This window comes from Kocuria sp. cx-455, assembly GCF_057707085.1.
The window spans coordinates 803114-826069 of record NZ_JBYIPM010000001.1; the positions used below are offsets into that span (position 1 = coordinate 803114).

Annotated in this window: 19 protein-coding genes; 6 read left to right on the forward strand and 13 right to left on the reverse strand. The window is 65.3% G+C overall.

Features of this window, described 5'->3' with window-relative positions:
• Nucleotides 1-82: 82 nt before the first annotated feature.
• The 5 genes from AC3ENJ_RS03720 to AC3ENJ_RS03740 all read right to left on the reverse strand — a co-directional run bounded on the left by AC3ENJ_RS03720 (nt 83) and on the right by AC3ENJ_RS03740 (nt 5975).
• Nucleotides 83-958 (reverse strand): segregation and condensation protein A, encoded by an 876-nt coding sequence (locus AC3ENJ_RS03720; RefSeq protein ID WP_431813120.1) that lies wholly within the window; start codon nt 956-958, stop codon nt 83-85.
• A gap of 55 nt (nt 959-1013) precedes the next feature.
• Nucleotides 1014-1907 carry a ParA family protein gene (locus tag AC3ENJ_RS03725; protein WP_190782420.1) on the reverse strand — a complete coding sequence of 298 codons (894 nt, stop codon included), beginning with the start codon at nt 1905-1907 and terminating at the stop codon, nt 1014-1016.
• A 38-nt stretch (nt 1908-1945) separates the two neighbouring features.
• Nucleotides 1946-3379, reverse strand: a complete 1434-nt coding sequence (locus AC3ENJ_RS03730) for a hypothetical protein (protein ID WP_431813121.1) — start codon at nt 3377-3379, stop codon at nt 1946-1948.
• On the reverse strand, nt 3379-4368 hold the full coding sequence (locus tag AC3ENJ_RS03735) for a glycosyltransferase (protein ID WP_431813122.1): 990 nt from the start codon (nt 4366-4368) through the stop codon (nt 3379-3381). The genes AC3ENJ_RS03730 and AC3ENJ_RS03735 overlap by 1 nt, the downstream gene beginning before the upstream one ends.
• 179 nt (nt 4369-4547) lie before the next feature.
• The gene (locus tag AC3ENJ_RS03740) at nt 4548-5975 is read right to left on the reverse strand and encodes a cation:dicarboxylate symporter family transporter (protein WP_190782423.1); all 1428 of its coding nucleotides are present in this window, start codon (nt 5973-5975) and stop codon (nt 4548-4550) included.
• A 144-nt stretch (nt 5976-6119) separates the two neighbouring features.
• On the opposite strand from AC3ENJ_RS03740, the gene AC3ENJ_RS03745 reads away from it, so the two are divergent.
• Nucleotides 6120-7763, forward strand: a complete 1644-nt coding sequence (locus AC3ENJ_RS03745) for a sensor histidine kinase (protein ID WP_431813123.1) — start codon at nt 6120-6122, stop codon at nt 7761-7763.
• Nucleotides 7760-8458 (forward strand): response regulator, encoded by a 699-nt coding sequence (locus AC3ENJ_RS03750; protein WP_431813124.1) that lies wholly within the window; start codon nt 7760-7762, stop codon nt 8456-8458. The genes AC3ENJ_RS03745 and AC3ENJ_RS03750 overlap by 4 nt, the downstream gene beginning before the upstream one ends.
• 4 nt (nt 8459-8462) lie before the next feature.
• Here the strand turns inward: AC3ENJ_RS03750 and AC3ENJ_RS03755 are convergent, their stop codons facing one another.
• Nucleotides 8463-8978: a GNAT family N-acetyltransferase gene (locus AC3ENJ_RS03755; RefSeq protein WP_190782426.1), complete on the reverse strand. Its 516-nt coding sequence runs from the start codon at nt 8976-8978 to the stop codon at nt 8463-8465.
• A gap of 66 nt (nt 8979-9044) precedes the next feature.
• Nucleotides 9045-11033, reverse strand: a complete 1989-nt coding sequence (locus AC3ENJ_RS03760) for a propionyl-CoA synthetase (RefSeq protein ID WP_308495935.1) — start codon at nt 11031-11033, stop codon at nt 9045-9047.
• Nucleotides 11034-11154: 121 nt separating this feature from the next.
• On the opposite strand from AC3ENJ_RS03760, the gene AC3ENJ_RS03765 reads away from it, so the two are divergent.
• The 4 genes from AC3ENJ_RS03765 to AC3ENJ_RS03780 all read left to right on the forward strand — a co-directional run bounded on the left by AC3ENJ_RS03765 (nt 11155) and on the right by AC3ENJ_RS03780 (nt 15545).
• The gene (locus tag AC3ENJ_RS03765) at nt 11155-11820 is read left to right on the forward strand and encodes a GntR family transcriptional regulator (protein WP_190782427.1); all 666 of its coding nucleotides are present in this window, start codon (nt 11155-11157) and stop codon (nt 11818-11820) included.
• 59 nt (nt 11821-11879) lie between these two features.
• Complete coding sequence (locus AC3ENJ_RS03770) at nt 11880-13412, forward strand: MmgE/PrpD family protein (protein ID WP_431813125.1); 1533 nt, start codon at nt 11880-11882, stop codon at nt 13410-13412.
• Between the two features lie 3 nt (nt 13413-13415).
• On the forward strand, nt 13416-14327 hold the full coding sequence (gene prpB / locus AC3ENJ_RS03775; RefSeq protein ID WP_190807700.1) for a methylisocitrate lyase: 912 nt from the start codon (nt 13416-13418) through the stop codon (nt 14325-14327).
• 78 nt (nt 14328-14405) lie between these two features.
• Entirely contained in the window at nt 14406-15545 is a 1140-nt protein-coding gene (locus tag AC3ENJ_RS03780; RefSeq protein WP_190807701.1) for a bifunctional 2-methylcitrate synthase/citrate synthase, read from the forward strand.
• Nucleotides 15546-15613: 68 nt separating this feature from the next.
• Here the strand turns inward: AC3ENJ_RS03780 and AC3ENJ_RS03785 are convergent, their stop codons facing one another.
• The 6 genes from AC3ENJ_RS03785 to AC3ENJ_RS03810 all read right to left on the reverse strand — a co-directional run bounded on the left by AC3ENJ_RS03785 (nt 15614) and on the right by AC3ENJ_RS03810 (nt 22896).
• Nucleotides 15614-16597 (reverse strand): D-alanyl-D-alanine carboxypeptidase family protein, encoded by a 984-nt coding sequence (locus AC3ENJ_RS03785; protein WP_190807702.1) that lies wholly within the window; start codon nt 16595-16597, stop codon nt 15614-15616.
• 99 nt (nt 16598-16696) lie between these two features.
• Complete coding sequence (locus AC3ENJ_RS03790; RefSeq protein WP_498957820.1) at nt 16697-17665, reverse strand: site-specific tyrosine recombinase XerD; 969 nt, start codon at nt 17663-17665, stop codon at nt 16697-16699.
• Complete coding sequence (locus AC3ENJ_RS03795; protein ID WP_190807704.1) at nt 17662-18315, reverse strand: NUDIX domain-containing protein; 654 nt, start codon at nt 18313-18315, stop codon at nt 17662-17664. Before AC3ENJ_RS03795 ends, AC3ENJ_RS03790 begins: the two co-directional genes overlap by 4 nt.
• A 21-nt stretch (nt 18316-18336) precedes the next feature.
• Nucleotides 18337-20028 (reverse strand): CTP synthase, encoded by a 1692-nt coding sequence (gene pyrG / locus AC3ENJ_RS03800; protein ID WP_431813127.1) that lies wholly within the window; start codon nt 20026-20028, stop codon nt 18337-18339.
• 52 nt (nt 20029-20080) lie between these two features.
• Nucleotides 20081-21793 (reverse strand): DNA repair protein RecN, encoded by a 1713-nt coding sequence (gene recN / locus AC3ENJ_RS03805; protein ID WP_431813128.1) that lies wholly within the window; start codon nt 21791-21793, stop codon nt 20081-20083.
• Entirely contained in the window at nt 21790-22896 is a 1107-nt protein-coding gene (locus AC3ENJ_RS03810) for an NAD kinase (protein ID WP_431813129.1), read from the reverse strand. Before AC3ENJ_RS03810 ends, recN begins: the two co-directional genes overlap by 4 nt.
• Between the last annotated feature and the right edge of the window lie 60 nt (nt 22897-22956).

Sequence of the window (22956 nt, forward strand, 5' to 3'; positions counted from 1 at the left end):
ACATCATCTCCTTCGGTACGGTTCACACCGATCCATGACGTGTCTCATTGTTTCAGGTTTTCGGCGCCGCCGTGGCCAGTGGTCACTCCCCCGCGCCGTTGCCGCTCGGTGCGGGGTCCGCAAGGGCCGGCTCCGCCCCCGTGTACTCGCTGTTGAGCCCTTCCGAGGTCCAGTCGTCCGGGCCGACCCAGCGCACGAGCAGGGGCCCGAGTACCTCATCCTGGCGGATCCGCACCACACGGTCACGGAACATCTCCAGGATCGCCAGAAACCGCACCACGATTACCAGGGTGGATTCCGCGTCCGCGATGAGCCCGGCAAAGCTATGGTCCCGGCCGTCTCGGAGGATGTCGGCCATGGTCTCGGCCTCGTCCGCCACCCGCACCGCCGCACCGTGCAGGTGCTCCACATTGACCTCGTCCGGAACGTGCCGTTCGGGGTCCAGCGCGGCAACGGCCAGCTGGGCGAATTGATCGGGGGTGAGCGTCCACTGCAGCGGCGGCAGGGCGGTGGTCACCGCGGGGTCCAGGTCCACCTGCCGCGGGATCCGCACCGACTCCGCGGCGAAGCGCCGGTTGAGTTGCCCGGCCACTTCCTTGAACGCCTTGTATTGCAGCAGTCGGGCGAACAGCAGGTCGCGGGCTTCGAGGAGTTCGACGTCGTAGTCGTCCTCCACCTCCCCGCGCGGCAACAACCGCGCGGCCTTGAGATCGAGCAGGGTCGCCGCGATCACCAGGAATTCGCTGGCCTCGTCCAGGGCCTTGACCGAGCCCTCTTCCTGCAATGCCTTCACGTAGCGGATGAACTCGTCCGTGACCACGGACAGGGCCACGTGGGTGATGTCCATTTCGTGCTTGGCGATCAGGGAGAGCAACACGTCAAAGGGGCCTTGGAAGTTGTCCAGGGCCACCGTGAAACCGGTGTCCGAGTCCGTGGGACGCTCGGCGACAATGCTCATGCTCGTGAGGTGGCCCCGTGCGAGGTCAGGCCTAGAGCGGTGCGGGCAGCGCAGATCACGGCGCGCCGCCGCGGCTGATCAGCTCGCGCGCGAGCTGACGGTAGGACTCGGCGCCCGGGTGGTTCGTGGCGAAGTTGAGGATCGGTTCCGCGGCGACGGTCGCGTCCGGGAACTTCACGGTTCGTTTGATGACCGTGTCGAAGACCTTGTCCCCGAAGGCATCCACGATGCGCGCAATGACCTCGCGCGAGTGCAGGGTGCGCGAGTCGAACATCGTGGCCAGCACGCCGTCGATCTGCAGCTTGGGGTTCAGGCGATCCTGGACCTTCTCGATGGAATCCACCAGCAGGGCCACGGCGCGCAGCGCGAAGAATTCGCAGATCAGCGGGATGATTACCCCGTGGGATGCGGTCAGGGCGTTGACCGTGAGCAGGCCCAGGGACGGCTGGCAGTCGATGAGGATCACGTCGTAGTATTCCTCGACCTTGCGCAGCGCGGAGGACAGCACCTGTTCGCGGGCCACCTCGGTGACCAGCTGCACCTCGGCGGCGGAGAGATCGATGTTGGCCGGCAGCAGATCCACGTTGGGCACGTGGGTTTCCTGCACCACGTCCCACACGTCCACGGAGCGGTCCATCATCACGTTGTAGATGGTCAGGTCCAGCTCGTGCGGGTTGGATCCGAAACCCGCGGAGAGCGCGCCCTGCGGGTCGAAGTCCACCAGGAGCACCTTGCGGCCGGTTTCCGCGAGCGCGGCACCCAGGTTGATGGTGGAGGTGGTCTTGCCCACGCCACCCTTCTGGTTCACCATGGCGATGATGCGGGCGGGGCCGTGATCCGTGAGTTCGGGCGGATCCGGGAAGGTCCGCACGGGACGGCCGGTGGGGCCTACGGTGCCCGATGACCGGTCATCGAGCTCGGGGAACCTCTCGTCACTGGCTTTGCTCACGTGCTACGGCCTGCTTTCCTCAAGTCACTGGTCGGGTCTCAACGCCCCACACTACCGCCGTCACGCGGGAGCGAACCAACCGAGGTGGACCCGGTCGTGGTCTCGGACTTCTCGGAGGGGACGTGTTGTGCCCCGGGAGGCGCTGTTCGGACCGCTGCGGCCCAGCAGGCTGCCGTGACCACGGCCAGCGCGGCGGGCACCCCGCGGTTGACGAAGAACTCGTGGATCTGAGAGTGATTGCTGACCACGGTGTACCAGAACGGGGGGATCACCAGGGGCAGCGCGAGTACTCCCGCGATCTTCAGGCGGTCCACTCCCCCGCGGCGCACGGCCAGAACGAGGCCGATTGCCGCGGCGATCAGACATCCGTAGAACACCAACTGCGCGGTGGGAATGTTGTTCCACCAGAAGGACACGTTGCTTGCAATGCCCGCACCGAACACGTCCGAGACGCCGCTGTGACTGCCGCCGGTCCGGAACCCGACGTTTTGTCGAACCATCGCGATCGTCTCACCGATTCCCATGAACACCGCCCCGAAGATCCAGCGGAACACCCAGGTGAGACCGAACGCGGCGGGCCACACCACGGCGGCGAGAACACCCCAGGTCGCCGCGCTCCTGAGGTCACGTTCGCGGTACCAGACCGCCGCGGCCAACACGAAAGTGGACATGCCCCACGGAATGGCCGGTGTGGTCAGCAGATCCACGTAACAGAACAGTGCGGCCCCGAGCGCCGCGCCCAGCAGGCCCAGGTATGTCGACCTCGTGAACCCCACGGCGGTGAGAATCACCGAAAGGAAAATGAACGTGATGGCAATGGACTGGCTGAATGACGTGGAGGGGGTGGAGAGCATGTTGGTCCCCATCACGAAGGGGAGGAACAACGCGAGGGTCACCGCGGTGGACGTTTTGGACCGAACCAGCACCAGGGCGGCGAACAACCCCGTGATCATCAGGGTGCCGGAGACGATGCGCAGGCCTTCGAGCCCGACCGAGGCTAGCAAGGGACGCGTGATGATGGTGTAGCCGGCCCAGTACTTGTAGTAGTTGCTGTCCTCGAATACCTTGCCCTGCGCCAGTTCCGCGATGTCCTGCTTGCCACCGGCGCAGTTGTCGATGCGCGGCATGCGCGCGGCCCGGCTCAGGGCGGACTCGTCCGGGGGCGCTCCGAGTCCGGTCCCCACGACCACGCATTCCGTGAACGTGTCCGACTGGGTGCCCATGCGGTCGGGGATTGCACTGGGGCCGTAGGTGTTTTTCTCGATCGAGGACACGAGGTTGTCCACGATCGGTTTGTCCGGAACGGCCTGCCCCACGATGAGGAGTCCGAAAAGCACGAATTGCAGTGCCACCAGGACTCCCAAGCCTTTGAGGAGCGGCCGCCACCGCCAGTCGTCCTTGATGCGGTGGAGGGTGTCACGGTTGAGGTGTCGCCGGAGGGTTTCACGGTTCAGGTAACGGGAGACGTCCATCAGGCCACATCCTCGATAGTCGTGTGGTCCGTGGGCAGTTCACGGCGCGGGGACGTCGCACCGAACGGCGGTGCCGGTAACCGGAGGTAGAACAACCGCGAGGCCTCCCTGCGAATTTTCACCTGACCGTTGAGCAATACGCCCATGAGGAGGAACACCCCGGCCAGGATGAACAGCGCGGAGGCCAAGAACGCCGTGGGAAAACGCGGCACCATGCCCGTCTGGAAGTACTCGGCCACCACCGGCAGTCCGAACATGAGCCCCAGGACCGCAAGGACACCGGAAAAAATACTCGTGATCAAGAACGGGCGCTCATGGAACAACAGCTGGGAGAAGATGCGCAGAATCCGGAACCCGTCATGGTAGGTGCGCAGCTTGCTCTCGGTTCCCTCCGCGCGATCCCTGAAGCCCACTGGGACCTCCGTCTGAGGTACGCGCTCGTTCACAGCGTGGATCGTCAGTTCCGTCTCGATCTCGAACTCCCGCGACAGTGCCGGGAAGGATTTGACGAAGCGCCGGGAAAACACGCGGTAGCCACTGAGCATGTCGGACACCTCGCGCCGGAAGGCGAAGCTGACCATGGAATTGAAAAACTTGTTCCCCGACTCGTGACCGGAACGGTATGCCGTGTCCGACACTTGCCTGCGCACGCCCAGCACGTGGTCGTAGGGCCCGGCCAGGAGAGTTTCGATCATGCCGGGAGCGTCGGCCACGTCGTACGTGTCGTCCCCGTCGATCAGGAGATAGACGTCCGCGTCGAGATCCGCGAATGCTCGACGAATCACGTTGCCCTTGCCCTTCTCCGTCTCATAGCGCACATGGGCTCCCGCCCGCTCTGCCACCTGGGCCGTGCGATCCGTGGAGCAGTTGTCGTACACGTAGACATCGATACCGGGGATTGTCGCGTGGAGATCGCAGACGACTTTGGCTATGGCGCCTTCTTCGTTGTGGCACGGAACAATCGCTACGACATGGGGTGTGGCGGACATGGTGGCCTTACGTGGGGGGGGGTGGGGGGCCCTTCAACCGCCCGCGGTAAGAACGCCCGGAGAACGGTTGAGGGGAGCGATCCACAGCAGCCTGAGTGGACCACAGTATGTCTAACACACGATGTCCCCTCCGGTCGGTGACCGGAGGGGACATGACGAGTATGAGGCGAAGCCGGCGATCAGGCGTTCTGCGGGCTCAGCGGCTTGACCTCGGGACTGCCCTCGAGCGCTTGCTCGGCGGACGTGGGCGAGGCATGCGGATCGGCGACCAAGGACTGCTCGTCGAAAGGCACTTGGCCCGCGAGAACGCGGTTCACGCGCTCCTTGTCCACCTGCTTGACCAGGGTGCCCAGCACCACGGTGGCCACGGCGTTACCGGAGAAGTTGGTGAGCGCGCGGGCCTCGGACATGAAGCGGTCGATGCCGACGATCAGACCCACGCCGTCCACCAGGTCGGGGCGGTGGGACTGCAGGCCGGCGGCCAGGGTGGCGATGCCTGCGCCGGAGACACCGGCGGCGCCCTTGGAGGCAATGATCATGAACAACAACAGGGTGATCTGCTCACCCAGGGCCAGCGGGGTGCCCATGGCGTCCGCCACGAAGAGTGCGCCCATGGTCAGGTAAATTGCGGTGCCGTCCAAGTTGAAGGAGTAACCGGTGGGAACCACCACGCCCACCACGGGCTTGGAGACACCCAGGTGTTCCATCTTGGCGATCAGGCGCGGCAGGGCGGCTTCGGACGAGGAGGTGGAGAAGATGAGCAGGTACTCACGGGCCAGGTACTTCATGAGCTTGAAGATGTTCACACCGGAAACCAGCTTCAGCACCAGACCCAGCACCACCACGATGAACAGGATGCAGGTGACGTAAAACGCGGCCATCAAGCCGATCATGGAGACGATGGCCTGAATGCCGGTGGCGCCGACAACGCCGGCAATGGCACCCAGGGCGCCGATCGGGGCAACCCACATGACCATCATGAGCAGACGGAACACCAGGGCCTGGATGTAGGTCACGGCCTTGAGCACGGGCTTGCCGGACTCCCCCATGGCCTGCAGGGCGAACCCGATCAGCAGGGCCACGAACAGGGTCTGCAGGATGTTACCGGCCGTCAGCGAGGACAGCAGGGTGGTGGGGATGATCCCCAGCAGGAACCCGACGGCTCCCTCCTCACCGTGGTCCGCAGTGGACGCCAAACCGGCGGAATCATAACTGGCGTTGGCCAGGTCCAGGCCGCTACCGGGCTGCACGATATTGCCGACCACCAGGCCGATGAACAGCGCGAACGTGGACATGATCAAGAAGTAGGCCAGGGCCATGCCGCCCACCTTGCCCACGGTGGCGGCGTGGGCGATCGAGCCCACGCCCAGCACAATGGTGCAGAAAATGACCGGCGCGATCATCATCTTGATCAACGCGATGAAAGCGGTGCCCAGGGGTTTGAGGGTCACAGCGAAGTCGGGCACGATCAGGCCGAGCAGGGCGCCAATGACCACACCGGCGATCACGAACATGTAGAGATAGTGGGTGCGGTCCTTTTTGGGCTTGCGTTGCGCCCCGCGGGACACGGTCTGCGCTGACCGCGGTGCCGTTGAGTTATCGGCCATGATGGCTCCTTAGAACACGAGTGCTGGAATAGTGACCAGCCTCACGCAGCCCTGCGAGTTCTGTCGCGTTGTGTTCATACTGTTCATGACGCCGGTCACACCCCTTGTCCCGACCAGCCGACCCAGAGAGGTGCGGAGGTGCATGTGTCACTCGCCCAACGGTTTCTGGCGCTGCAGCTCGGACTGGTGCTCGTCATTTCCGTGGTCGTTGCGCTGGTGATGATCCAACAGACCCGTTCGTGGGTCACCATGCGGGCGGAGTCGGTAACCCGGGCGGCCACGTCCGTGATGGCTCAGGACCCGTTCGTCCGCGACGGCCTGACTGCCACGGATCCCACCGCCCGACTGCAGGCCTACGCGCATCGAATCGAGGACGAATCCGACATCGATTTCGTCACGCTCATGACCCCCGAGGGCACCCGCCTCACCCACGCGATTCCGGAATACGTGGGGCGACAATATGTGGGCGATCGTTCTCACGCGCTCGCTGGCGAGACCTACACCGAGACCGAAACCGGTCAGCTCGGCCCCTCGGTACGCACCATTGCACCCGTTTACGACACCGACGGTTCCCTAGTCGGCCTGGTTTCCAGCGGCGTGCTGCTCGACCAGATCGCCCAGGAGAGTCGGCAGCAGCTTCCGGGACTCGCGTTGATCGTCGCGGCCCTGCTGGTCATGTCTTCTTTGGTCAGCTACCTCTTGGCGCGCTATCTCAGCCGCGCCACCAATGGTCAAGCGCCCGAAGCGCTCGTTCGTTCGCAGGCTCTCAACGACGCCGTTCTGGCCGAAGCGCGCGAGGGTCTCGTACTGCTCGATGACCTGGACCGCCCGGTGCTCGCCAATGCCCGCGCTCGTCACCTGCTCGACATGCCCACCGCCGCCGCCGACGCCGCCCGGGCCCGGCGCCGTCGTTCCGTTGCGCTACGCCGCAGAACTCAACCGCGGCCCGCGGGCACCCTGCCGGCCTCGATCCGCGGGCTCCTTGACCACCGGCGCGTCTTCTCGGACCAGTGGTGCACCGTGGGCGCCCGGACGTTGATCGTCTCCTGCGTGAAGGCAGCACGGGACGCCAAGTTGCGAGTGCTCATCGTTCAGGATCACACCGAACTCACCCGGCTGTCCGGGGAACTGGACACCGTGCGCACCATGGCCGCCGGTCTGCGAGCGCAGACGCACGAACACGCGAACCGGATGCACACGGTGGTGTCCCTGCTGGAGCTCCAGCGGTACCCGCAGGCCCTCAATTTCGCGGCGTCCAATCTTTCGATGACCCGTGATCTCGGATCAAGGGTGACGCAGTCGGTGGCGGATCCATATCTCTCCGCCTTGCTCCTCGGGAAGACCGCAGAGGCCCACGAGCGCGGTGTGGACCTGCAGGTCCTGGCGCACGGTGAGATCCCGGTGTCCTCGGCGGACCCTTCGGAGGTGGTCAGCGTGGTCGGCAACCTGCTGGACAACGCAATTGACGCGGCGGCGTCCAATCGGCACCGGGAAGAACCGGCCGTGGAGGTGGAGCTGGCGCCGTCCGAGCGCGCCGGGTACGTGCATCTGACCGTGGCCGACACCGGCCCGGGTGTGGCTCCCGAGGTCGCCGATTCTTTGTTCGACCGAGGGGTCTCCACCAAACCTGCGGGCGATTCCATGCGCGGAGTGGGTCTTTACCTCGCCCAGCACATTGCCGAATCATGGGGATCCCGTCTGCGGTTCGGCAACGATGCCGGGGCAGTCTTCACGGTGGAGATCCCCGTGCACGACTCGGCCCGCGATGCGGAAGGGGACGACTCATGATCAACGTGTTCGTCGTTGACGATGAAGAACTCACCGCGGCGGCCCACGCGGAGTACGTCAAGCGCTGTCCTGGCTTCCGGGTGGTGGGTGTCGCGCTCACGGGGCAAGCAGCGACCAGGGCCATCATCCAGAAAGCGTCGGGCCCGGAACCAGTGCACTTAGTGCTGCAGGACATCAACCTGCCGGACATGTCCGGGCTGGACGTGGCGCGGACACTCCGTGCTCGTTGGGTGGATGTCGACTTCATGATCGTCAGCGCCCACCGTGACGCGGGAACCGTGCGCGGGGCCACGGCGCTCGGCGTGGTCGGGTATCTGATCAAGCCGTTCACCTTTGACGTGTTCGAGCGCAAGCTCGCGTCCTATGCCCAGTACCACCGGCTGCTGTCCGCAGCCACACCGGCGTCCACCACGTTCGACCAGGAGGAACTCGATCGGGCCTTCGCCACGATGCAGGACCAGTCGCCGCCCAAGGTTCCCAAAGGGCTCTCCCCCGAGACCCTCGATTCGTTAGTGACCGCCCTTCAAGACGGTGGACAGTTCCGCTCGGCCGCCGAGCTCGCCAAGGATTTGGGGCTGTCCCGAGTCACGGCACGGCGCTACCTCGAGCACCTGACCGAGAAGGGAACCGTTCAACGGCGCTCTCGCCACGGCACTCCTGGCCGTCCCGAGTTGGAGTACGGCTGGACCGGGTGACTCGTCAGATGCCGAAGGGCCCCGCGTAACGAACCAGCCCGCTGGGAACCTGAGTTGTGCCGTCCAAGGACAGCACCATGAGTGCATCATCGGGAACCTCGATGCTCAAGTGCACCCCCGATGCGGAAGCCCTCTCGAAGCCGAATCTCGGGTAGTACTCCGGGTGACCCAGAACGACGACGAATTTTTCCCCTCGCTCTGCAGCTGCGTGCAGCACGGCCGTCGTAACCGCCGTACCCGCTCCCCCGCGTTGTCGATCGGGCAGCACCGAACTCGGGGCGAGGCACAGCGCGGGGACATTGTCGATGTGGCACCGGGTCAATAACGCGTGAGCCACCACCGTGCCGTCCTGATCCTCCGCGACGTAGGACAACCCCTCGAGCCACGCGGAGTCTTCACGGAGCGCGTCTACCAGATCAGCTTCCTCGGCGGTCGGAAACGCCTGCTCGAGCACGTACCGGACGGCGGCACCATCCTGTTCCGTTTCCGGCCTGACAGTCCATTCCACAGTGTTGGTCATGACACCGAGTAAACCAGAGGCAGCCGGGGACGAATCCCCGGCTGCCTCCCGTCACACCATGACTACTCAGGACTTGGGCGCCAGGATCGAGTGCAGCGCGTCCAAAACCGAATCGTCCTCAATGGTGGAGGGCACCGAGTACTTCTCCCCGTCGGCCATCTGGCGCATGGTCTTGCGCAGGATCTTGCCCGAACGGGTCTTGGGCAGCGCTTCCACCACGGCCACATCCTTGAAATCCGCCACCGGGCCGATCCCCGAGCGCACGAGCTTGACCAGGTCCTTGGCCAGCTCTTCCTCGCTGATCTCGGAGCCGGTCTTGAGCACCACGTAGCCGGAGGGGCGCTGTCCCTTGAGCGGGTCATTGACGCCGATCACCGCGCACTCCGCGACATCCGGGTGGGTGGCCACGATTTGTTCCATCTGGCCCGTGGACAGGCGATGCCCGGACACGTTTATCACGTCATCGGTGCGGCCCATCACGTACACGTAGCCGTTCTCGTCAATGAAGCCCGAGTCGCCGGTGGCGTAGTAGCCCGGGAAGGCCTCGAGGTAGGAGGAAACGTAGCGATCGTCGTCGCCCCACAGGGTCGCCAGCGTGCCGGGGGGCAAGGGCAGCTTGACCGCGATATTGCCCTCTTCTCCCTGCGCCACGGGATCACCCAGGGGATCCAGGATCGCCACGTTGTACCCGGGTACCGCAACAGTGGGCGAGCCGGCCACGATCGGCAACTTCTCGATGCCGAACGGGTTCGAGCAAATCGCCCATCCGGTTTCGGTCTGCCACCAGTGATCGATCACGGGAACGCCGAGCACCTTGGCCGCCCAGTGATAGGTCTCCGGGTCGAGGCGCTCGCCGGCCACGAACAGCGCCCGCAGCGAGGAGATGTCGTAGTCCTTGACGAACTCACCCTCGGGGTCCGCCTTCCGAATGGCGCGCAGGGCGGTGGGCGCGGTGAACAACGCCTTCACCCCGTGATTGTCGATCCGCTTCCAAAAGGCACCGGCATCCGGGGTGCCCACGGGTTTCCCTTCGTAGAGCACCGTGGTGGCACCCACCAGCAGCGGCGCATACACGATGTAGGAGTGGCCCACGACCCAGCCGACGTCCGAGGCGGTCCAGATGACCTCACCCTCGCCCACGTCGTAAATGTTCTTCATGGACCACGTCAGCGCGACAGCGTGACCGCCGTTGTCGCGCACCACGCCCTTGGGCTTACCCGTGGTGCCGGAGGTGTAGAGGATGTAGAGCGGATCGGTGGCCGCCACGGTCACGGCGTCCGCGGGTTCAGCCTTCTCCAGGGCCTCGGTCCACGACAGCCATGCGGGGGCGTTCGCCACGCCTTCGGCGCGTTCGCGCGCGTGGGCCACGGTGTTCTCGAAACCCTCTCGTTCGTGGACCAGCACCGCCGACGGCGCGTGGTCACTGATCTCCAGCGCCTCCTCCACGGACGGGATGTACTCGATCCGCCGCTTGGGTTCCACACCACCCGAGGTCGTCACAATGACGGTCGGCTGGGAATCATCAATGCGGCTGGCGAGCTCCCGAGGAGCGAACCCACCGAACACCACCGAATGCACCGCACCCAAACGAGCACACGCGAGCATGCCGACCACGGACTCCGCAATCATGGGCATGTACAGCAGAACGCGGTCGCCCTTTGTCACGCCCTGGTCCGCGAGTGCGCCGGCGAACAGTTTCACGCGCTCCAGGAGCTCGCTGTAGGAAATCTTTTCCTGGATGTCCAGCACGGCGGAGTCATAAATGAGGGCCGTGCGCTCTCCATGGCCGGCTGCCACGTGGCGGTCCAGCGCGTTGGCGCACGTGTTCAACTCCGCATCGGGGAACCAGCGGTAGATGGGCGCCCGGGAGTCGTCGAGGGCCTTGCTGGGAGGCGTAATCCACTCGACGGCCTGCGCAGCATCGAGCCAGAACTGCTCCGGGTTGCCGACACTGTTCTCGTAAACGGATGCGTACGTAGCCTGGGTCATGATCACTCCGACATCATTGTGGGACTCGTTGAACGGCTTTGCCTCCAGGCTAGTGTTATAAGTCACATGATTCAACAACTTTGTATACATAGACCCGATTTTTTGCGGATATTTCCGGACGCTCTCGCGTAGATCGCCGATCTGTGTATACACTCTTGGTGATTGATGCAACGACGAAGGAGGTGTCATGCGAGCTGGGGAACGCGCGTACCAGGCATTGCGCGCAGACATCGTTGAATGGCGCTTGCCGCCGGGGCAAGTACTCGGCGAAGTCGAACTGTCCGAGCGGCTGGGCATCTCCCGCACACCGGTGCGCGAAGCGCTGTCCCGGCTCACCGCGGACGGCCTGACCGAACCCCACAACGGCCGCGGCGTCGTCGTGGCGACGATCTCCGCCGAGGATGTGCGCGCACTGTACGAATTCCGTGACAGCCTCGACTGCCGGGCCGCGGAATTGGCCGCCCGCCGCGGCAACCCCGAGGTTTTTCGCGCGCTCGCGGCAGACCTGCGCCGCGCCGTGGACGGCCTCACCCATGACGACGACCCGGACCACGTCTCCTACTACGAACTGGTCCACCGCATGGACGCCGCCATCGACGAGGCCGCCGCGAACCCGTTCCTGCGTCAGGCCCAAGCGGGCGTCCGGTTGCACCTGGCCCGTGTCCGCAAGCTGTCCAAGTCGGATCCGCAACGCCTGGCATCCGCCGCGGTCGAGCATCAGCGCATTGCCCAGGCCATCGCGGACGGCGATCCGGCCCTGGCCATTGCCACCACGCGCGTGCACCTGAGCAACGCGCTGCAGCACGCGTTGAACACCAAAGAATTGACACCGGTGCGGCCCGCCGCATCCTGATCACACCACCCGCGCGGCACCGACCGGTTCGCGCCTAACGGATCTGAGGAAGGACCCCCGTGACCGTCAAGCACACCGTACGTACGTATTCGTCGAAGGAAAATCTGCCCCGTGAGGAGCAGCTGGCCTACAAACTGGCCAAGGTGGCCACCGACCCGGTCGAGGTCGATCCCGAGGTTGTCGACATGGTCATCAACCGCATCATCGACAACGCGTCGGTTGCCATTGCCTCCTTGAACCGGGCCCCCATTGTCTCGGCTCGCACGCAGGCGCTGGGGCACAAGGTCACCGAAGGCTCCGGCTTCACGGGCCACGGTGCCCTGCTGTACGGCGCTCCCGATGACAATGCCGCGGTCTCCCCGGAATGGGCCGCCTGGGCCAACGGCGTGGCCGTGCGTGAGCTGGATTATCACGACACCTTCCTGGCCGCCGAATACTCCCACCCCGGCGACAACATTCCCCCGATCCTGGCCGTGGCCCAGCACGTGGGCAGCAACGGCAAGGATCTTATTCGCGGTATCGCCACCGGTTACGAAGTTCAGGTGGACCTCGTGAAGGGCATTTGCCTGCACGAACACAAGATCGATCACATCGCCCACATCGGCCCGTCCGCGGCCGCCGGTATCGGCACGCTGCTGGGCCTGGACACGGAGACCATTTTCCAGGCCATCGGCCAGGGTCTGCACACCACGACCGCGACCCGTCAATCACGCAAGGGTGAGATCTCCACCTGGAAGGCACACGCTCCGGCGTTCGCCGGCAAGATGGCGATCGAGGCCGTGGACCGCGCAATGCGCGGACAGACCTCCCCCACGCCCATTTACGAAGGTGAGGACGGCGTGATCGCGTGGCTGCTCTCCGGCCCCGATGCCTCCTACGAGGTTCCGCTGCCGGAGCAGGGCGAAGCCAAGCGCGCCATTTTGGATACCTACACCAAGGAACACTCCGCCGAGTACCAGGCGCAGGCCTGGATCGACCTGGCACGCAAGCTGCACAACGAACACCCCGAGCTCGCGGATCCGAACAACGTGCAGTCCATCCTGATCAAGACCTCGCACCACACCCACTACGTGATCGGCTCCGGCGCCAACGATCCCCAGAAGTACGATCCCCAGGCTTCCCGCGAGACCCTGGACCACTCGATTCCCTATATCTTCACGGTGGCCCTGCAGGACGGCGCGTGGCACCACGTGGATTCCTACGCCCCGGAGCGTGCGGGCCGTGAGGACACCGTGGCTCTGTGGAACAAGGTCACCACCGAGGAGGACCCCGAGTGGACCCGCCGCTACCATTCCCTGGACATCTCCGAGAAGGCCTTTGGCGGTTCCGTGGAGATCACCCTCAACGACGGCACCGTGCTCACGGACGAGATCGCGGTTGCCGACGCCCACCCGCTGGGTGCCCGTCCGTTCGCCCGTGAGCAGTACATCAACAAGTTCCGCACCCTGGCCGAGGGCCTGGTGGCACCGGAAGAGATCGAGCGTTTCCTGGACGCCGTGCAGCGTCTGCCCGAGCTCGAAGCCGGTGAGCTGGGCCAGCTGAACATCGTGGCGGCCGTGGAGTTGGACAAGGCTCAGGAGGGAATCTTCTAAATCATGCTGTATTCGAAAGTCACCCCCGCCGAAAAGCGCGTGGCGTTCCGCAAGGCCCTAGCGGACCCGCAGGTCGCCCAGTTCCCCGGGGCGTTCACCCCGCTGTCCACCAAGCTCATCCAGGAACAGGGCTTCGAGGGCGTGTACATCTCCGGCGGCGTTCTGGCCAACGAGTTGGGCCTGCCCGATATCGGCCTGACCACGCTCACCGAGGTGGCCACCCGCGCCGCTCAGATCGCCCGCTCCACGGACCTGCCCGCGCTCGTCGATGCGGACACCGGTTTCGGTGAGCCCATGAACGTGGCCCGCACCGTGCAGGAACTCGAGGACGCCGGCCTGGCCGGGTGCCACATCGAGGACCAGTTCAACCCCAAGCGTTGCGGTCACCTGGACGGTAAGAACGTGGTGGACACCGCCACGGCCACCAAGCGCATCAAGGCCGCCGTGGAATCCCGCCGCGACGACAATTTTGTGATCATGGCCCGCACCGACATCCGCGGTGTGGACGGCCTGGACGCCGCTATCGACCGCGCGAAGGCCCTCGCGGACGCCGGTGCGGACGTCATTTTCCCGGAGGCCATGGCCGATCTCTCCGAATTCGAGCGCATGGCCGAAGCCCTGGACGTTCCCATCCTGGCGAACATGACCGAGTTCGGTAAGTCCGATTTGTTCACCAAGCAGCAACTGCAGGACGCCGGGGTGGCCATGGTCATCTACCCCGTGTCCCTGCAGCGGCAGGCGCTGGGTGCCATCGAACGGTTGCTGAGCGCCATCCGCGAGGACGGCACCCAGCAGGCGGAGGTGGAGAACATGCTCACACGCAAGCGGCTGTACGAACTGGTGGATTACAACGGCTACAACCAGTTCGACTCCGGGGTGTTCAACTTCGAGGTCCCGGGCACGCCCGGTAACTAAACGCTCGCCTACGACGCCGCTGCCCAGCGGCGTCGTAGGCTTTCAAGTGATCGACCACACACGAACAAGGAGGTCACCATGACCGAAACCGAGATTCGCAAGGGTCTTGCCGGCGTCGTCGCGGACACCACCGCCGTCTCCAAGGTCAACGCCGAGACCAACTCCCTGCTGTACCGGGGCTACCCCGTCCAGGAATTGGCGGCCAAGTGCTCCCCCGAGCAGGTCGCGCTGCTGCTGTGGACCGGTGAGCTACCCACTGACGACGAGCTCGCCGACTTCACGAAGCGCGAACGCGCCAACCGCGCCCTGACTCCGGAGCTCAAGAACATCATCAACGCCCTACCCACCGACTGTCACCCGATGGACGTGTGCCGCACCGCGGCGTCCGTGATCGGCGCCCAGCACCCGGACGCGGAGGACTCCTCCCCGGAGGCCGAACTGCGTAAGGCCCAGGAATTGTTCGCCGTGATGCCCTCGGTGGTCTGCTACGACCAGCGACGCCGCCGCGGCCAGGAGCTCATCGAGCCGCGCGATGACCTGGACTACTCGCAGAACTTCCTGTGGATGGCCTTTGGCGAAGAGGCCGCTCCCGAGGTCGTGGACGCGTTCCGCGTGTCCATCATTTTGTATTCCGAGCACTCATTCAATGCCTCGACCTTCACCGGTCGCGTGATCACCTCGACCCTGGCCGATCTGCACTCCGCCGTGGTCGGTGCCATCGGCGCCCTCAAGGGTCCGCTGCACGGTGGCGCGAACGAGGCCGTCATGCGCACCTTCGAGGAACTGGGCATTCGCAAGGACGAGTCCGCGGAGGACGCCGAGAAGCGCGCCAAGGAATGGATGGACCAGGCCCTGGCGGAGAAGAAGAAGGTCATGGGCTTTGGGCACCGCGTGTACAAGCACGGTGACTCGCGCGTGCCGACCATGCAGGATGCCTTGTTCCGCATGCTGGACTACTACGAGCGCCCGGAGATTCTGGGTCTGTACAACGGTCTGGCCAAGTCCATGGACGAGGCCAAGTCCATCAAACCCAACCTGGACTACCCCGCCGGACCCACGTACTGGCTCATGGGTTTCGACATTCCCACGTTCACACCGATCTTCGTGTGCGCCCGCATCACCGGCTGGACCGCCCACATCATGGAGCAGCGCGCCTCCAACTCCTTGATTCGACCGCTGTCCGAGTACAACGGGCCGCAAGAGCGTCACCTGGACTAAGCGCCGACCCGTCCAGGCACACAGAAGTCCCCGGGGTTCACGCCATGACCGTGAGTCCCGGGGACGTTTCAGTAACGAGGTGCGTTGGATAGACCCAGGTACCCCTCGAGGGTGATGTACCCGTTGCTCTTCAGGCTGGTGGCGGTGGCGGTGCCCACGTAGCGCAGGTGCCACGGTTCGTAGGCGTAGCCGTGGGTGCCGGTGTACCCGTTGGGGTAACGCACCACAAAACCGTACCGGTGACCGTTGGCCGCCACCCACTTGCCCTGCGGGGTGTTACCGAAGCATGACTGCAGGCCACACACTCCCCCGGGTGCTCCCACATCGATGGCCAGGCCGGTCTGGTGCTCGGAGTATCCGGGGCGCGCGGAAAGAGTGTCCGCAGTGGCCTGTCCGTACATGTTCACGTAGTTCCAGTACAGACTGTTCTGTGTGGCGTAGGAGCGGTAGCCGCTGACGGGCACGAGGCTCACACCCTGATTGGCCGCCGCTTGACTCATCCGCTGATACGCGGTGGCGGCATCGCTGCGCAACAGAACTCCCGCGCCCACATTACGTAACGGTCCGGGAGCGTAGGCCCGGGGGTTCAACGGCCGCTTCTTGTTCACGACGACCGAGGCGCTGGACGCCCGATCAATGTCGCGGCTGACCGTGGAGCCCTTACCCTTGGCCCATCGGATGGTCCCGCGCTGATAGTGCACGACACAGGAATTACCGCTGCAGGTTTCCCGTGTTGTCGGGTACCCCAGGGTGCCGTGCTCCGACCCCTCGACCCGCCAACGCAGCAGAATACCGCCCCGCTGGGCGCGACCGCCGGTGTTCGGGGACCAGTGGATGGTCCCGCCCTGGTACTGGCGATAACAGCCGCCGTCCCGCAGGCCGCAGCGTTCCGAGGATGTGGGTTTACCCAGCCACCCGCCGGAGCCGCCCAGCGAGTTGTATTCGTTGTCGATACCGGCGCCGGCCTGCGCTGGAGGAGCCCCCAGAAAGGAGAAAACCAGCACCAAGAGCGCCGAGAAGAGGACGGTTCGGGACAGCTGTGTGCGCGGCATGTTCCCAGGGTAGACCGGGCGTGCCGGCAGGGAGCCGAAAAGGAGCTTAAATCTTGGCCCGGGCTGCCCGGCGACACCGCGCCCGAGCAGCCACGACCGTCACCGTGCCCGCGGGTGCGCGGTGGCGTAGACCTCGCGCAGTGATTGCACGGAAACTTGGGTGTAGATCTGGGTGGTGGCCAAGGACGCATGCCCCAGCAGCTCTTGGACCACGCGCAGATCGGCTCCGCCCTCCAACAAGTGGGTTGCAAAGGAGTGCCGCAGCGTGTGGGGGGTGACATCCTCGCGCAGGTCCGCGCACGCCGCGGCGTGCTTGACCATGGTCCATGCGGTCTGGCGGGAGATCCGCCCACCGCGGGCGTTGAGGAACACCGCGGGGGTGCCCTTCCCGTGCCGCGACAGTTCCGGGCGCGCGCGCACCATGTACTGGTCCAGGGCCTTCCTGGCGTAGGAACCCACCGGGACCATGCGTTGCTTGGTGCCCTTGCCCAGTAACCGGACGAAGGAAAGATCGTCTTCCGCCAGCCCGGCCAGGTCGTCCACGTCCAAGGCCACCGCCTCGGAGATGCGCGCGCCCGTGGCGTAGAGCAGTTCCAGGAACGCGCGAGCCCGCAGTCCCGCCGGGGTGTCGGGATCGGGAGCCGAGAGCAGCTTCTCCACACTGCTCAGGCCGATCGCCTTGGGGAGGCGCCGGGGCGGCGTCGGTGGGCTGACCCGGGACGCCACGTCCACCGGGCACAGGCCCTCGGTCACCCAGAACGCGTGGGCCCCTCTCACGGCGGCCAACACCCGGGCGGTACTGCGGGTGCTCAGTGCGGCGCAGTCGGCAGAACCTTCGTGGAGTAGCCTGACAAAGGCACGGACGTGCTCGGTGGATATGTCAGCGGGCGCGCTCACCGAACCGTACCGCGAGTCCGCGGCGGGCCCGGCCAAGAACTCCTGATACCGCGCGAGGTCCCTGCGGTAGGCGGCCAATGTGTTGGCGGCCAGTCCCCGCTCCACGGTGAGGTGGTCGAGATAGCGCTGAACCGCTCGGCCCAGTTCGGGCGATCCGGGGGAATCGGTCACCGGAATTTCGGGTGGCCCGGCCACGGTGCGTCCACGGGACGCAGCGAGTCCCAGCCCCCAGTACGCGCCGTGTGAGCTGCCAGGATGCCCAGCACTGCAGTGGGAGAACTGATCTGGCCGGACAAGGCCGCGGCCACCGCGTCATCGAGGTCCGCGAAGCGAGTGAAGATCTCCGCTTCTTCCCCGTCCCGGTCATGCCGGTCGGCTTCCGGGACCTCGTGCAGCCCGCGGGCCAGGAAAATTCGATTGGCCTCGGAGGAGGAACCGGGTGAGTTGTGGAAGTCCACGAGCACGTGCCACTCGTCCGCGCTCAGGTCCGCCTCCTCGGCCAGCTCCCGCTGGGCCGCGGCGTGGGGTGCCTCCCCTTCCACATCCAACAGGCCGGCCGGGATCTCCCACATGCGCATACCCACGGGGTGGCGGTACTGGTTGATGAGCAGAACGCGGTCCTGGTCGTCGAGTGCCAGGATGGACACCGCACCCGGGTGGGTGATGAAGTCCCGCTTCAGCGTGGCATCTTCATCACCCAGCCGGAACTCGTCACGCTGGACGTCCCAGATGAAGCCCTCGTACACGGTCTCAGAGTTCACCACCGTGTGGGGATCCACCGTGTCCTTCAGGTCGGGGCCGTTCACGCGCAACTGTTGCATCCAAACCTCCGGGTTGTTGATTTACTTCGTGTCCAGGCCCTCGCGGCGTGACAGTGCCGCTTTGATGAGGCCGTCGAACAGCGGGTGCGGTCGGGTCGGACGGGAGCCGTACTCCGGGTGGGCCTGGGTGGCTACGTAGTACGGGTGCTCGCTGCGGGGCAGCTCCACGAATTCCACCAGCTGACCGTCCGGTGACGTTCCCGACATCAGCAGGCCACCCTGGGTCAGCGCATCACGGTAGGCATTGTTGACCTCGTAGCGGTGGCGGTGACGCTCGGAGACCTCCAGGCTGCCGTAGGTCTCGGCGACCACGGAACCCTCGGCGAGCTTTGCCGGGTAGGATCCCAGACGCATGGTGCCACCCAGATCGCCGGCGCCCTCCACGAACTGCTTCTGCTCTTCCATGGTGGCGATCACCGGGGTGTCGGTCTCGGGGTCGAATTCGGTCGAGGACGCGTTGGGCAGGCCCACCACGTTGCGGGCGAATTCCATGACCATGCACTGCAGACCCAGGCACAGGCCCAGTACGGGAACACGGTTCTCACGGGCCCACTTGAGGGCACCCAGCTTGCCTTCCAGACCGCGGATGCCAAAACCACCGGGAACGCAGATCGCGTCCACGTCGCCGAGTTCGCGCAGTGCACCCTCGGGGGTGTCGCACAGGTCGGAGGCAACCCACTTGATGTGCACGCGGGACCCATTGGCGAACCCGCCGGCGCGCAGTGCTTCGGACACCGAGAGGTAGGCATCCGGGAGGTCGATGTACTTGCCCACGAGCGCCACGTTCACATGCTGTTCGGGCTGGTGCACGGCCTCGAGCAGGTGCGACCACTGGGTCAGATCGGCATCGCCGTAGGACAACCGCAGGTAGTCCAGGATGTAGGTGTCCAGACCCTGATTGTGCAGGGTCGTGGGGATGTCGTAGATGCTGGGCGCATCGGCACATGAGATCACGGCGTCCAGGTCCACGTCGCACGCTCCGCCGACCTTGCGGAGCATACCCTCCGGGACTTCTCGGTCGCAGCGCAGCACCAACGCGTCCGGCTGGATACCCAGACCACGCAGCGTGGCCACGGAGTGCTGGGTCGGTTTGGTCTTGAGTTCCCCGGACGGGCCGATGAACGGGATCAAGGACACGTGCAGGTAGAACACGTTGTTACGGCCCACGTCCTGCCGTACCTGGCGTGCGGCCTCGATGAACGGCTGGGACTCGATGTCACCCACCGTGCCACCGATCTCGGTGATGATGATGTCCGGCGCGTCCTCGTCCTCTGCACGGCGGCGCATGCGGCGCTTGATCTCGTCCGTGATGTGAGGAATGACCTGGACCGTGTCACCCAGGTACTCGCCGCGGCGTTCCTTGGCGATCACCGTGGAGTACACCTGACCGGTGGTCACGTTGGCGGAGGCATCCAATTTCTCGTCGAGGAAGCGCTCGTAGTGACCGATGTCCAGGTCGGTTTCTGCGCCGTCTTCCGTGACGAAGACTTCACCGTGCTGGAACGGGTTCATGGTCCCGGGATCCACGTTGAGGTACGGATCCAGCTTCTGCATGGTCACGGACAATCCGCGGGAGCGGAGCAACATGCCCAGGGACGAGGCCGTCAGGCCCTTACCGAGGGAGGAAGCTACACCACCCATGACGAAGATCTGTCGGGTCACTTTGCCGTTGTTCTGCGTGCCTGCCTCGGGGGCGGCGTTCTGAGCGTTCACCACGGAATTTCAGCCTACCATTCCAGTTGCGTTGAGTTGACGGGCAGTTGTGTCATGCGGTTGCATCCCGCAGGAGCTCGCGGGCGTGTTCCCGCGCGGCTTCAGAGTTTTCATGGCCGGCGAGCATGCGCGCCAGTTCCACCACGCGTTCCTCGTCCGTGAGAACTCTCACGTCCGAGACCGTGGAATCCGAAGATTTGGTCACCAGCACGTGGTGGTCCGCGAAGGCGGCAACCTGTGGCAGGTGGGTCACCACAAGCACCTGGACATTCTTGGCCAGCATCTTGAGGCGCCGCCCGATCTCCACGGCGGCCTTACCACCCACGCCGGAGTCCACCTCGTCGAAGACGAAGGTCGGTACCGGGTCCACCTCGGAGAGCACCACTTCCAGCGACAGCATGATGCGGGAGAGCTCACCACCCGAGGCCCCCTTGCCCAGCGGGCGAGGTTTTGCATCCGGGTGGGGAGCCAGCAGGAATTCGATCTCGTCACGCCCGTGGTCGGTGAACTGTTCGATCGGTTCCACCGAGACCACCAGCGACGCGTTCGGCATGGCCAGGGCGGACAGTTCCCTACTCACGGCCCGGGAAAGCTTCTCGGCCGTCTTTCGGCGGATCCCCAGCATGGTCTGCGAGCGCTCGAGCAGTTCCCGGTGCAGCGCGTGGGCCTCGGCGCGCAGTTCCTCGTCGCGTTGCGGGTCGTCCACGAGGTCGGAGAGCCGCCCCCGCGCTGTCTCGGCCCATTCGATGACCTCGTCGATCGTGGTTCCGTACTTGCGGGTGAGGGTCCGCAGCGCATTTCTGCGCTGTTCCACCTGCGCCAGACGGGCCGGCCCGTCCTCGTCGAGACCGCTCGCGTACCCGGACAGGTCCGCGGCGACGTCGGCGGCGACCACCGTGAGTTCCCTGACGCGAGTGGCCAACTCGGTCAGGTCGGCATCCGCGTCGGACTCGTGATCCAGGGCTTGTTGCGCCAGCGACAGCAGGGCCACGGCATTGGCGGTGGGTTCGTCGTCCGTGTCCGTTCCACTCAGCGCGGCCTGCGCGGTCATCGCCGCGGACCGCAGGGCCTCGAGGTTGGTGAGTTTTTCGCTTTCGGCGTCCAGCTGGAGGTCTTCGCCGGAGATCGGCTCCACCGCGTCGATTTCCTCGAGCGCGGTGGTGAGGCTCTGAGCCTCCAGGGCTCGCTCGCGCATGTTCTCCTTGATTTCGCGCAGGGTCGCCACAATCGTCCGGTAGCGGGCGAGCTTCTCCCGGTACGCGGTCAATTCCTTGGCGAGCGCCGCCCCCGCGTACTCGTCCAGGGCCTTGCGCTGGGCTACAGGGGACTTCAGCCGCAGCTGGTCCGACTGGCCGTGCACGGCCACGAGGGTCTCCCCCACGGCGCCCAGGGTGCCCACGGGAGCCGACCGGCCGCCCACGTGCGCGCGGCTGCGGCCCTCGGCGGAGACGGTGCGGGACAGCAGGATCTGCGCCTCCTCCCGACCGTTGACGGTCTCGACGTCGACGACGCCGCCCGCTTCCTCCACGAGCTCTACCGCCCCGTGCGTCGCGGGCACCATGACGGTTGCCTCTGCCAGTGCTTTACCGCTTCCGGAGCGCACGGCACCGGCATCCGCGCGATTACCCAGGAGCATGCCGAGCGCGGTGACGACCATAGTCTTACCGGCGCCGGTCTCTCCTGACAGGATGGACAGTCCGGGCCCCAGTGGCAGCACGGCATCCGTGATGACACCCAGGTCATGAATGTGGATTTCTTCGATCATCGGCTCGGGGTTTCACCTGACGAGGGTTGCTCCGGGGACGGGTCCTGGACATGGTCCGTGGTATCGCCGTCTTGGGGGGACCTGAGGTCGTACGGGATTTCGCGTCCCACGCTCAATTTGGGAAAATCATTGGTCTCGGAGATCACATTGTGCTTGGGCTGAAACATGGGGAGGGCGGTGGTCTTGGCCTCCTGCTGGTGGCTGGGGAGCGGGCCGCGCCAGCCCGCGGTGGGCAGTTCGAATTTCTTGACCAGTCGTTCCGAGAACGGGGTCGCGTGCATGCGCGCCAAATTCACGGGTTTGTCGGAGCGGCGCACTTCAATGCGGCAGCCCGGTGGCAGGTCGGCAGTGCGTCTGCCATCGCACCACAGCACACCGCGGGCATCGGTGCGGGTGAGCACTTCCACCGCCATCATGGAGCGCGGTGAAATGACCAGGGGGCGTGAGAACAGCGCGTGCGCCGACAGCGGCACCAAGAGCAACGCCTCGACCTCGGGCCACACCACGGGCCCGCCGGCGGAGAAGGCGTACGCGGTGGAACCCGTGGGGGTCGCCATGACCACACCGTCACAGCCGAACGTGGACAGCGGGCGGCGGTCCACCTCGATGACCACTTCCACCATTTTCTCTCGGTTACCCTTTTCGACCGAGGCCTCGTTGAGGGCCCAGGTGTGGAGAACTTTCTTCTGGTTCTCCCACACGGTCACATCCAACGCCATGCGGCGTTCCACGGTGTAGCGCCCGTCGACAATTGCTTCCACGGTCTCCGTGAGCCCGGAGCGTTCCGATTCGGCCAAGAACCCCACGTGTCCCAGATTCACGCCCAACAGCGGGGTGTCCACGCCACGGACGAGTTCCGCGGCGCGCAGGATGGAACCGTCACCGCCCAGGACCATGACCAGTTCGATGTCGCGCAGGGCGACGTCTTCTTCGATGATCTCCACGGGTGCCATGGTCTGGCCGTCCGCCCGCAGGGCTTCCAGATCTCGGCGCGACAGCACGGGAGTCAGTCCGGCCTCATGCAATTGCGCACAGGACTGACGGGCGGCGTCTTTGGCGTCACGCCTGCCCGTGTGTGTCATGACCAAGATTTTCCGACTCACGTGCTCGGGTCATCCTCCTGTGATTTGGGCTACGGTCGAAGAACTCTGCTCAGCCTACGC